12 protein-coding genes are annotated in these 11,884 nt (G+C 63.5%); all 12 read left to right on the plus strand.

Features of this window, described 5'->3' with window-relative positions; all coding sequences use genetic code 11:
• The first annotated feature begins 1 nt into the window (after position 1).
• The 12 genes from CWC48_RS20900 (at position 2) to CWC48_RS20960 (ending at position 11,874) form a co-directional block, all read left to right on the plus strand.
• Positions 2 to 391: a type II secretion system protein GspG gene (locus CWC48_RS20900; protein WP_078049377.1), complete on the plus strand. Its 390-nt coding sequence runs from the start codon at positions 2 to 4 to the stop codon at positions 389 to 391.
• A gap of 7 nt (positions 392 to 398) precedes the next feature.
• Entirely contained in the window at positions 399 to 824 is a 426-nt protein-coding gene (locus tag CWC48_RS20905; protein WP_100490209.1) for a GspH/FimT family pseudopilin, read from the plus strand.
• A complete protein-coding gene (locus CWC48_RS20910) occupies positions 821 to 1,153 on the plus strand; it encodes a type II secretion system protein (RefSeq protein WP_078049375.1) in 333 nt (110 codons plus the stop codon). Before CWC48_RS20905 ends, CWC48_RS20910 begins: the two co-directional genes overlap by 4 nt.
• Positions 1,150 to 1,719, plus strand: coding sequence for a prepilin-type N-terminal cleavage/methylation domain-containing protein (locus CWC48_RS20915; RefSeq protein ID WP_100490210.1), 570 nt, complete (start codon positions 1,150 to 1,152; stop codon positions 1,717 to 1,719). The genes CWC48_RS20910 and CWC48_RS20915 overlap by 4 nt, the downstream gene beginning before the upstream one ends.
• On the plus strand, positions 1,716 to 2,417 hold the full coding sequence (locus tag CWC48_RS20920) for a general secretion pathway protein GspK (RefSeq protein WP_100490211.1): 702 nt from the start codon (positions 1,716 to 1,718) through the stop codon (positions 2,415 to 2,417). The genes CWC48_RS20915 and CWC48_RS20920 overlap by 4 nt, the downstream gene beginning before the upstream one ends.
• Positions 2,414 to 3,406: a PilN domain-containing protein gene (locus CWC48_RS20925; RefSeq protein WP_100490212.1), complete on the plus strand. Its 993-nt coding sequence runs from the start codon at positions 2,414 to 2,416 to the stop codon at positions 3,404 to 3,406. The genes CWC48_RS20920 and CWC48_RS20925 overlap by 4 nt, the downstream gene beginning before the upstream one ends.
• The gene (gene gspM, locus CWC48_RS20930) at positions 3,381 to 3,983 is read left to right on the plus strand and encodes a type II secretion system protein GspM (protein WP_099491121.1); all 603 of its coding nucleotides are present in this window, start codon (positions 3,381 to 3,383) and stop codon (positions 3,981 to 3,983) included. Before CWC48_RS20925 ends, gspM begins: the two co-directional genes overlap by 26 nt.
• Positions 3,980 to 4,498 (plus strand): general secretion pathway protein GspN, encoded by a 519-nt coding sequence (locus CWC48_RS20935; protein WP_099491120.1) that lies wholly within the window; start codon positions 3,980 to 3,982, stop codon positions 4,496 to 4,498. Before gspM ends, CWC48_RS20935 begins: the two co-directional genes overlap by 4 nt.
• 5 nt (positions 4,499 to 4,503) lie before the next feature.
• Complete coding sequence (gene gspD, locus CWC48_RS20940; protein WP_100490213.1) at positions 4,504 to 6,618, plus strand: type II secretion system secretin GspD; 2,115 nt, start codon at positions 4,504 to 4,506, stop codon at positions 6,616 to 6,618.
• Positions 6,619 to 7,732: 1,114 nt separating this feature from the next.
• Positions 7,733 to 10,126 carry a TonB-dependent siderophore receptor gene (locus tag CWC48_RS20950; RefSeq protein WP_100490214.1) on the plus strand — a complete coding sequence of 798 codons (2,394 nt, stop codon included), beginning with the start codon at positions 7,733 to 7,735 and terminating at the stop codon, positions 10,124 to 10,126.
• A 16-nt stretch (positions 10,127 to 10,142) separates the two neighbouring features.
• Entirely contained in the window at positions 10,143 to 11,108 is a 966-nt protein-coding gene (locus CWC48_RS20955) for an amino acid ABC transporter permease (protein ID WP_100490215.1), read from the plus strand.
• On the plus strand, positions 11,101 to 11,874 hold the full coding sequence (locus CWC48_RS20960) for an amino acid ABC transporter ATP-binding protein (RefSeq protein WP_100490216.1): 774 nt from the start codon (positions 11,101 to 11,103) through the stop codon (positions 11,872 to 11,874). The genes CWC48_RS20955 and CWC48_RS20960 overlap by 8 nt, the downstream gene beginning before the upstream one ends.
• The last annotated feature ends 10 nt before the right edge of the window (positions 11,875 to 11,884 follow it).

Below are 11,884 nucleotides of genomic sequence, written 5' to 3' on the forward strand. Positions count from 1 at the left end.
CATGAGAACACCACGCCGCCAAAGCGGTTTCACCCTGTTGGAAATGCTTGCGGTGATCGTACTGCTGGGCATCGTTGCCACCATCGTCGTGCGCCAGGTCGGCGGCAATGTGGACAAGGGCAAGTACGGTGCGGGCAAGGCCCAACTGGCCAGCCTGAGCATGAAGATCGACAGCTACGCCCTCGACGTCGGCGCACCGCCCACCAGCCTGCAACAGCTGGTGGACAGACCCGGCGGCTATGCCAAGCCTTCGGACCTCAAGGATCCGTTCGGGCATGCCTTTGGCTATCGCTTCCCTGGCGAACACGGTGCGTTCGACCTGATTTTTTACGGCCAGGATGGCCAGCCGGGCGGCGAAGGCTACAGCGCCGACCTGGGCAATTGGGAGTAACGCTGCCATGTTCCAGCGCGGCTTTACCCTGCTGGAAATGCTGGTGGTGATCCTGTTGATCAGCCTGGCTGCCAGCGTGCTGGGGCTGGGTGTGCGCCAGGGTCTGCAGGCGGCGAAAGAGCGGCGGGCGGTGGGGCAGATGGTGGAGGCGCTGCGCACCACGCGGGCGGGCGCGATTGTGAGCGGGCAGGCCGCGCGTACCACGTTTGATTTGCGCGAGCGCACCTTCCAGGCGCCGGGGAGGGCGCTGCAACGGTGGCCGGCGCAGCTGCGCGTCACGCTGCACACCGCCGAACAGGTCGGCCCTGCCGTCGAGTTTTACCCTGACGGCAGCTCCACCGGCGGCAACCTCCTCGTGGTCAACGGTACCCGACGTTGGCGCATCGACATCGGCTGGCTCACCGGCAGCGTGCAGTCCAAGGCGCTGCCATGAAGCGCCAGGCCGGGTTCACGCTGCTGGAAATGCTCGCCGCCCTGACGCTGATGGCGGTGTGCAGCACGGTGCTATTGGTTGCGTTTGGCCAGAGCGCGCGCTCGTTGTCCCAGGTTGCCCACAGTGACCGACTCACCCACGCGGCGCTGACGATTTTCGACCAGGAGGCCGCAGGGCGGTTGGGCATTGGCGTCAGCCAGGGCGAACTGGACGGCATCCACTGGCAGCTGACCACCACCCGGCCGCAACCGCGTCTTTTTCGTCTAGACCTGGTGCTCAGCGAGGGCCCGCACCAGGCCCGTTTCAGCACCTTGAAGGCACGGCTGTGAAGCGCCGCGAGCAGGGCTTCACCTTGCTGGAAATCCTCGTAGTGCTCAGCTTGCTTGGCGTTTTGCTGGTGCTGGTGGGTGGGGCATTACTGGGGACCAATCGGGCTGTGTCCAAGGCGCAGTCCTATACGGTGAGCCTGGACGAAGTGCGCGCCGCGCAACAGTTTTTGCGCACGGCAATCAGCGAGGCGTTACCGCTGGCGGTGGGCGAGGGTGATGGTTTTTTTGTCGGCACGGCGCAGCGTCTGGAGTTTGTCTCGACCTTGCCCGGTGTGCTCGGCGGGGGGATCCACCGGTTCAGCCTGCAACGGGTCGAGCAGGATCTGCAGGTCGGGTTTTCTCAGCGTGAACCCCAGGTGCTGCTGAACAATATCGAGGCTGTGCAATTCAGTTATCGCGGCGTGTCACCGCTGGGTCAACCCACTGGGTGGGTCAGTGAATGGCCATGGCCCAGGCGCCTGCCTTCTGCGGTGCGCATCGCAGCCAGCGTCGAGGGGCCGGTGCCGTGGGTCACCCAGGTGATTGCGCTGCGCCTAAACCTGGCCGGCGGGAGTGTCGAAGAATGAAGCGCCAGCGCGGTGCGGCCTTGCTGCTGGTGTTGTGGGTGCTGGCGTTGCTCAGCGTGTTGCTCGGCGGCCTGGCGGGGTGGGTGCAACTGGAAAGCCGCCAAGCCCTGTGGCTGCGCCAGCATACCCAAACCGTCCTGGCTGCCGAAGCGGGTATCGCGCAGGTCATGGCCGATCGGCGCTGGGTTGCCGATGGTCGCGATATACCCCTGGCCTTTGACGATGCTCAACTGCACGTGAGCCTGCGCAGCGAGCGCGGCAAGCTCTACCTGATCAACGCCGAGCTGCAGGACTTTACCCGTCTTGCCCTGGCCTGCGGCGCCACTGCAGCCCAGGCGACGCAACTGGCCAAGGCCCTCGAAGCCCGCCGTCACCAGGGCCTGGCACCGTTTCGGGTATTGGAAGAAGTGCGCCAACTGCCCGGCATGACCCAAACCCTCTACAGCCAATTGCTCCCCGAGATCACCCTGTGGAGCGACCTGGATCGCCCCGATCCCGCCTTTGCCAGCCCACTGATGCGCAAGGCGCTGAACCTGCCGCGCCAGAACGCCGAAGGGGTCGACCCTGGCGAAGTGCTGGTGGTCGACAGCCGCGCCGAACGTCCCGGCGGTTATCAGGCGCGGCTGCAAGTCACCGTTTTATTGAGCCCATCGGAGGACAGCGCACAACCCTACCGGGTGTTGCGTTGGCAAGAATGAATCGACTGGAACCCATCGCCCGCTATTGGCGTGGCAGCCTGCTGCAGCAGGGCTGGCGTGTGTGGCTGAGCGAGTTGCGCGCCTGCGTGCCGAGTTGGCTGGCACGGCAAGAGCCGCCCGAGCAGGTCCACCACTGGCCGCTGGCGGCGCCGGTCGCGGCGAGCAGCACGCGCCAGGTGCTGATGCTCGCCGCTGACGCTGTGCTGGTGCAACGCGTGCAACTGCCGCTGGCCGCCGGGCGCAATCTGAGTGCCGTGGTCGGGTATGAACTGGACCGTTACACCCCGTACGAGGCCGACCAGCTTTACTTTGTCGCGCGTCAGGAACGCCGCACGCCCACCCATCTTGAGGTGACGCTGGTGGCGATCCTGCGCGAGCGCCTGGACCAGATCCTCGTCGACTGCGCCGGCCTTGGCCTGCATCCCCATCGCGTGGACGCGGCCCACCTGGGTATCGACCTATTGCCTGCTCCGTTGCGCCCACGTCAGCGCCCGGCCGGCATGGGCCTGCAACGCAGCCTACCGTGGCTGTGCGGTGCCTTGCTGATCGCGGCAATGCTGCTGTGGCTCAACGACCGCCAGCGTGTCATCGACGCCATGCACGCCAGTGTCCAGCAGCAAAAAGCCCAGGTCGCCGAGGTGCACGCCCTGCGCCAGCAACTGCTCAACACCCGGGGCGCGGCGCAGTACCTCACCCGGCGCAAACTGGCGCAACCGCCATTGGCGGCGCTGCTCAACGACCTGACGACTTGCCTGCCCGCCGACACCTGGCTGGATCAATTGGATGTGAAGGATGGCGAGATTTCCCTCTCCGGCCAGAGTGCCAAGGCCAGTGCGTTGATCACCCGTATCAAAGGCTGCCGCAGCCTGGAAAACGCCCAGTTCGAAGGGGTGATCCAGCCCGATGCGCGCACCGGCAAGGACCAGTTTGCCTTGCGCGCCCACCTACGCCAGGAGGCCGCCGATGCGCCGACCCCTCACACCCCGTGAACGCCGCGGCGCCGCCTTACTGGTGCTGGCCGTGGTGGTCGGCACGGCCTACTGGCTGCTGGTCGACAGCTGGTTCGCCGGCCCGTTGCGCGACATGGGCGAGCAGGCCGAGCAACTGCGCGAGCAGCAGCAACGGTACGCCGGTGTACTGCGCCAACGCGAGGCGCTACGCCAACAGCTTGAGCAGGCGCAGCAAGACCCGGCCAGCAGCACCAGCCTGCTGCCGGGGGATGATCCCGATGTGGTGGCCGCCGACCTGATGCAACGCCTCGCCGACCTGGTCAATAGCCACGCCAACCTGGGGGGCGGTTGCAGCCTGACCCAGCGCAAGCCCATCACCCCGGAGCAGGACGACGGTGAGCCCTATCGCCAGGTCAAGGTCAGCCTGACCCTCAACTGCGCCATCGAACCCCTGGAAGCGCTGCTGCATGAGCTGGAGTACCAGCCGCCGTTCCTGTTTGTGGATGAATTGCGCATCCGCCGCAGCCAACAGGCGCCGGCCAGTGGCGGTGCGGGCAAGCTGGTGGTGCACCTGCTGGTGCGCGGTTACCTGCAACCGTCGCGGGTGACGCCATGATCGGCAGATTGCGCCCCGTGGAGTGGGGCTTGCTCGGCTTGGCCGGGCTGCTGGGCCTGTTGATGGCGGTGATCCTCAGCAGCATCGGTGATGAGCCGCAGTGGTTGCCCGAACCGCCTACTCGCGCCCACCCTTCGACCAGGGTGCAAGTAGCGCCCACGGTGGCCCTCGAGAACCTTGCGGCCACTTGGCAAACCCCGTTGTTCAGTCCGGATCGCAGCCCGGATCGCGTGGTGGGCAAGGCACAGGTCACCAGCCTGGCCAATCTCACCCTCAGCGGCATCATGATCACCGGCAACCTGCAGATGGCCATGCTCAAACAGGTCGATGGCCCACTGCTGACCGTTCGCCTGGGCCAGGCCCTGCCCAATGGCTGGCGCCTGGACCACCTCACCCCGCAATACGCCCGATTCAGCCTGGATGGCCGCACCCAGACCTTGAGCCTCTACGCCAAGCGCCTGCCGCCACCGTCCAACCGGCCCCCCCTTACTTTGCCCCGCGAGCCCCTCCCTTGATCGACATGCGCACCTCAACGTTTTGCCTGGCCACTGCTCTCGCTTTGGGCGGCTGTGGCACCTTCCCCGACCGTCTCGAACCCGACGACGACCTGCTGCACGAAGCCATGCAGGGCACCGGCGCGCAACGCCCACCGGCTGAGCAACCCGTGCCTGAAACAGCGGCGCAGCCCTCGGCGAAATCCCCGCCGCAGCGCCAGCTGATTCGCGGTAACCAGCAGTTCGTGCGTGCGCCCGCAACGCAGCCGGTGGCGAAGGAGGAGGGCGGCGATATTGTGTTCAACTTTGCCGACCAGCCCATCGAAGCCGTGATCAACAGCGTGATGGGCGACCTGCTGCACGAAAACTACAGCATCGCCCAAGGCGTGAAGGGCAACGTGAGTTTTTCCACCTCCAAACCGGTGGACAAGCAACAGGCGCTGTCGATCCTCGAAACCCTGCTGTCCTGGACCGACAACGCGATGATCAAGCAGGGCAATCGCTACGTGATCCTGCCCGCCAACCAGGCGGTGGCGGGCAAACTGGTGCCGCAGATGAGCGTGGCCGCACCGTCCAGTGGCCTGTCGGCGCGGCTGTTTGCGCTGCGCTATATCTCCGCCACCGAGATGCAGAAACTGCTCAAGCCGTTCGCCCGCGAGAATGCATTCTTGCTGGTCGACCCGACGCGCAACGTGCTGAGCCTGGCCGGTACGCCCGATGAACTGGCCAACTACCAAGACACCATCGACACCTTCGACGTGGACTGGCTCAAGGGCATGTCGGTGGGCGTGTTCGGCCTGCAACGGGCTTCCGTGGCGGAGTTGATGCCCCAGTTGCAAAGCATGTTCGGCCCTGACAGCGGCATGCCCCTGACCGGCATGCTGCGCTTTTTGCCGATCGAACGGACCAACTCGGTGGTGGCGATTTCTTCCCAGCCGCAGTACCTCAGTGAAGTGGGCGACTGGATCCGCACCATCGACGAGGGCGGTGGCAACGAGCCGCAGATGTACGTCTACGACGTGCGCAACATGAAGGCTGCCGACTTGGCCAAGTACCTGCGTCAGATCTACGGCACCGGCGCGATCAAGGACGACACGCCGGCCAAGGTTGCGCCAGGGTTGCGCACCACCACCTTATCCTCACCCACAAACGGCGGCTTGCAGAACACCCCGCCGGCGGCTGAAGAGCCGGAGCCGGAAGAGAAAGAAGTCGCCCCTGCCAGCGGCCTCGAAGCCGGCACCCGCATCACCGCGCAAAAGAGCAGCAACCAACTGTTGGTGCGCACCCGGCCCGCGCAGTGGAAAGAGATCGAAGCGGCGATCAAGCGCCTCGACAACCCGCCCCTGCAAGTGCAGATCGAGACCCGCATCCTTGAAGTCAAATTGACCGGTGAACTGGACCTCGGGGTGCAGTGGTACCTGGGGCGCCTGGCGGGTAATTCCTCCAGCAACACCGTCGCCAATGCCTCCGGCAGCCAGGGCGCACTGGGGGGTGGTGGGGCAGGGCTGGGGGCGACGGACTCGTTGTTCTATTCGTTCGTCAGCTCGAATTTGCAGGTGGCGTTGCACGCCCTGGAAACCAACGGCCGTACCCAGGTGCTGTCGGCGCCTTCGCTGGTGGTGATGAACAACCAGCCGGCGCAGATTCAGGTAGGGGACAACATTCCCATCAGCCAGACCACCGTCAACACCGGGGATGCGGATACCACCTTGAGCAGCGTCGAGTATGTGCAGACCGGGGTGATCCTCGACGTGGTGCCGCGGATCAATCCGGGGGGCTTGGTGTATATGGATATCCAGCAGCAGGTCAGTGATGCCGAGAACCAGAGTGGTAACAGCGACACGCCGGTGAACCCGCGTATCTCGACGCGTTCGGTGTCGACGCAGGTGGCGGTGCAGAGTGGGCAGACGGTGTTGCTGGGGGGGTTGATCAAGCAGGACAACGGGGAGAGCGTGAGTGCTGTGCCGTATCTTGGGAAGATTCCGGGGTTGCGGTGGTTGTTTGGGAGTACGAGCAAGTCGAAGGATCGGACGGAGTTGATTGTGTTGATTACGCCTAAGGTGATTACCAGCAGTGGGCAGGCGCGGCAGGTGACGGATGATTATCGGCAGCAGATGCAGTTGTTGCGGCCTGGTCAGTAGGTGTACATATCCGTTTCTTAGGTAACGGCTACCTATGGTTCCGCTCTTACAGCGGGTCACTTTTGGAAGGACCCAAAAGTAACCAAAAGGTCCTCGCCCCAACACTCGGCACCTCGCCTAGGCTCGGTGTGCCCTCACTCCGGCTTGAATCCGTGGGCCGCCGCCACGCGCCATCCATGGCGCGGGGCGGCTAACCCGGCGTCCTGCCGGGTTACCCACGGATTCAAGCCTGCGTTCGGCCAGCGTGTTTGACGGGGCGCCGAAGATCAAAAGCAAAAGCGCGGCGGCCTGGTAGCCGACCGGCTTCTGGAAGCTGGTCTCGGTCCAAATGTGGGAGCGGGCTTGCTCGCCAAAGCGGTGCGTCAGCAATTACATCTCTAACTGATCCACCGCTTTCGCGAGCAAGCCCGCTCCCACAATTTAGATCTCCTACATCAGGCAGATATCAAACGGCTCTGGCTCTGGCTCTGGCTCTGGCTCTGGCTCTGTTTTTGATTTTGATCTTAGGCGCCCCGTCAAACACGCTGGCCGGAATTCGACAGGGATTTGGGGGGTAAACCGGCAGGGATGCCGGTTTAGCCGCCCCGCGCCATGGATGGCGCGTGGCGGCGGCCCCCCAAATCACTGTCGGATTACGGGCATACCGAGCCTAGGCGAGGTACCGAGTGTTGGGGCGAAGGCCTTTTGCTTACTTTTGGGCCTTTCCAAAAGTGAGCCGCTGTAAGAGCGGAACCCTAAGTGGCCGTTACCGCAGCAACGGATATGTACTCATGACCAATCGCAAAAAAACATTACCAATAAGAATAAAGCATCAATCAAATAATGAAATCCAAGAATATTAGCTTATACCCAAATAGCATTATATTTTTAAAATCCATTCCGTTATGTTTGAACTCAACAGCCTACCCCTGACCTCGGATGGTACCAATCTAGATTCGGATTCTGCGCTGCCACCCCGCAGCAGAATCGTTGGAAGGGAGTTCAACGTATGTTGCCAATTCAAACCTCGCTCCACACCTAGCCCCAAATCGCCCTGACACCCCAGAAAAAACCCGAGCACCGCGCCCACCCGCGTGACTGCCCGACTTCGCGATTTGGAAACGCAGGAATGCATATGAAGCGAGCCTTACACCCAACCGCCACCCTGGCACTGGCCATCCTGGCCAACACCGCCCAAGCCCAGGACGACAGCACCCTGTCCACCGTAGTGGTCACCGGCAACCGCGGCGCCGAGCAGCGCACGGTCACCAGCAGCCCGGTGCCGATCGACGTGGTCAGCGCCAAGCAATTACAGAACACCGGCAAGCCCGGCCTCATGGAAGCCCTGAGCGCCGTTATCCCGTCCCTGACCCTGCCGGAAAAAACCGGTTGGGACGCCAGCGGCATCGCCCGGGCCCCCAACCTGCGCGGCCTGAGCGCCGCCGAAGTGCTAGTGCTGGTCAACGGCAAGCGCCGTCATACCGCTGCCACCCTAAACATCAACGGCATCAACACCGGCGCAGCCCCGGCCGACCTTGACCTGATCCCCATCAGTGCCATCGACCACGTGGAAGTCCTGCGCGACGGCGCCGCCGCCCAATACGGTTCCGACGCCATCGCCGGGGTGATCAACGTGATCCTCAAGGCCGACACCAGCGGCACCTCGGTGACCAATGTCGGCCAGGGTTACGACGGCAAGAAACAGACCGTGCAGCAAAGCCTCAACAAGGGTTTCGAGATCGGCAACGGCGGCATTGTCCAACTGGCCCTGGACGCCCGCAGCCAGAATGACGACAACAAGGCCAGCGCCAATGGCTACACCTACGCGCAAGCCTACGAGCAAGCCGGACGGTCGACTTATGGTGGCTACGGCACACCCAAGACCAACCTGCTGACCCTGGGCTACAACGCCGAGCTGCCGATCGATGACAGCTTCAGCCTGTACTCCTTCACCACCTACTCACATCGCAAGGCCGAGCAGGGGCAGAACTTCCGCCTGCCGACCATCACCAACACCATCACCACCGGCCCGAACGGTTACCCAGGCGGCTACACGCCTACGTGGTTTATCGACGAGGACGATTTCCAGGCCGCATTCGGTGGCAAGGGCACCGTTGGCGAGTGGGATTGGGACCTCTCCACCACCTACGGGCGCAACGACGCGGAGCAGGGCACCACCCATAACCAGAACCCGTCGTTGGGCGAGGCTACGCCGAATCACTTTACTTCCGGTACGTGGATTTCCACCGAACTGACCACCAACCTCGATTTCAAGCGCGGCTTCGATATCGGCCTGCAAAAACCCTTGGACCTGAGCGTCGGCTTCGAGCATCGGCGCGACACTTATGAGGTGCAGGCCGGTGACTATGAGTCCTATGCTAACGGCGGCTACTGCGTGGCACCGGGGAATTGCGCGTCGTCGGGCGCGCAGGTCACCAACGGCATTTCGCCGGATGAAGAAAGCAGCGCGTCGCGCAACAGCTTGGCCAGTTATGTCGATGTGGGCTTCAACCCGGTGCCGGACTGGTACGTCGGCACGGCGTTTCGCTACGAGCACTACAACCAGGGCGTCGGCGCCACGCGCAGCGGCAAGCTGACCACCCGCTATGACTTCACCCCGCAGTTCGCCGTGCGCGCCACTGTCAGCAACGGTTTCCGAGCGCCGTCCCTGGCCAACAGCCTGTTCAGCGCACGCTCCACCACCTATGGCGTGGTGGACGGCGTGTACCAGTCGATCAACTACGGCGTGTTGCCGGTGGGCTCAGCTGCCGCCCAGGCCCTCGGCGCCCAGGAGTTGAAGCCGGAGCGCTCGACCAACTTCAGCCTCGGCTTCACCCTCACGCCCACCGACCGCCTGAGCTTCACCGCCGACGCCTACGTGATCAACCTGCGCGACCGCATCACCCTCACGGGCACCTTGCTCGGTCCCGAGATCACCCAGGTATTGCAGAACAACGGCATCAACTCCACCTCCGGCGGCCAGTACTTCATCAATGGCGCCGACACCCGCACCAAGGGCCTCGACCTGGTCAGCAACTACAGCCAGGACCTCGGCCAGTACGGCTCGCTGAAGTGGACCGCCGCGTTCAACTGGAACCAGACCAAAATCCTCAATTACAAGGAGTCGACCAACATCCTCGGCACCTCCTACGAGCTGATGAACCGCGAGGCGCGCAACCTGATCACCGGCGTGCAGCCCAACACCAAGCTGATCCTGGGCGGCGACTGGAGCATCGATCGCTTCAACCTCAACCTGGCCCTGACGCGCTACGGCTCCTACAAGGAGGTGAACTCATCGGCCAATCGCGACCTGGACCGCATTTACAGCGCCAAGTGGATCACCGATCTCGACCTTGGCTACAACCTCACCAAAGACCTGAACATCGCCGTCGGCGCCAAGAACCTGTTCGACATTTACCCCAAGAAACAAGGGGTACCGAGCAGCACCATGGTCAGCAGCTACGGCGTCTATTCGCCCTACGGTTTTACCGGCGGGTACTACTACACCCGCTTGACCTATGCCTTCTGAGGCCGAGGAATACACCATGCCCATTGTCGCCAAATCCTATGACCTGATTGAACAGCCCGCCCCGGTGCGCCAGGCCCGTGTCTCCACGCCGATCAAGGCCCTGCAGGTGGTGCCCGCGCGGCATCCCTGGCGCTGGGCCGGGTCGATTTTCGCGGCGCTGGTGCTGCTTGGCATCGTGCATTCCCTGGCCACCAACCCGCGCTGGGAGTGGGGGGTATTCGGCCAGTGGTTTTTCTCGCCATCGGTGTTGCGCGGCCTGGGACAGACGCTGTTGCTGACCCTGCTGAGCACGGTGTTCAGCATCATCCTTGGCACCGCACTGGCGTTGGCGCGGCTGTCGGGCTCGCCGCTGCTGGCGGCGTTGGCCTGGGGCTATATCTGGTTTTTCCGCTCGATGCCGGCGTTGCTGGTGTTGATCATCCTCTACAACTTTGCCTACCTGTATGACCACATTGTGCTCGGCGTGCCATTCACCGCAGTGGTGTTTGCCGAGTGGTCCACCGTGGATGTGCTCAGCCAGTTCACCGTGGCCGTGCTGGGCTTGAGCCTGATGCAGGCGGCGTACGCGGCGGAGATCATTCGCGGCGGCCTGATCGGTGTCGACGCCGGCCAGCATGAAGCGGCGGCGGCCCTCGGTCTGCCGGCCTCGCGACGCATCTTTCGGATCATCCTGCCGCAAGCGCTGCGTTCGATCCTGCCGTCGGGGTTCAACGAAATCATCGGCCTGGTCAAGGGTACGTCCATCGTCTACGTGCTGGCCCTGCCCGAGCTGTTCTACACCGTGCAGGTCATCTACAACCGCACCCAGGCGGTGATCCCGCTGCTGATCGTCGCCACGGTCTGGTACCTGATCATCACCACTGTGCTCACCAGCGCGCAGTATTACGTCGAACGCCACTTTGCGCGTGGCGCCGCGCGGGTGCTGCCGCCCACGCCGTTGCAACGCCTACGCGGTTGGTTGAAGGAGAAAACCCATGGCTGAAGCACGCGCCGGGCGCATTCAGATCCAGGGCGTGGGCAAGCGCTTTGGCAACCAGCAGGTGCTCAAGGACATTGATCTGACGATCGATCCGGGCAAGGTCACGGTGATCCTCGGGCCTTCCGGCTCGGGCAAGTCCACCTTGCTGCGCACCATCAATCACCTGGAGAAAATCGACAGCGGGCATATCACCATCGACGGTGAATACGTCGGCTACCGCCGCAAGGGCGACCTGCTCTACGAACTGAAAGAGCGCGAGATTCTCAAGCGCCGTATCGACGTGGGCTTTGTGTTCCAGAACTTCAACCTGTTCCCGCACCTGACTGCCTGGGAAAACGTCGCCGAAGCACCCCTGGCCCATAAACGCTGGAGCAAGGCTGACGCCCAAGCCAAGGCGGCCGAGCTGCTGGCCAAGGTCGGCCTGGCGGACAAGGTCGATGCCTACCCGCGCCAGCTCTCCGGCGGCCAGCAACAGCGCGTCGCCATCGCGCGCGCCCTGGCGCTGGACCCCAAAGTGCTGCTCTTCGATGAGCCCACCTCGGCCCTAGACCCGGAGCTGGTGGGCGAAGTGCTCGACGTGATCAAGGGCCTGACCCAACTGGGCGTGACCCTGGTGATCGTCACCCATGAGATCGGCTTTGCCCGTGAGGTGGCCGACCACGTGGTGTTCCTCTGCGACGGTCAGTTGATCGAAGAAGGCCCGCCCGAGCAGATTTTTCGCCAACCCCGACATCCCCGCGCCAAAGCCTTTCTCGGCAAGGTGCTTTAGTTCAAGGAGT

Source organism: Pseudomonas sp. S10E 269 (assembly GCF_002798465.1).
Lineage (GTDB): Bacteria > Pseudomonadota > Gammaproteobacteria > Pseudomonadales > Pseudomonadaceae > Aquipseudomonas > Aquipseudomonas pergaminensis.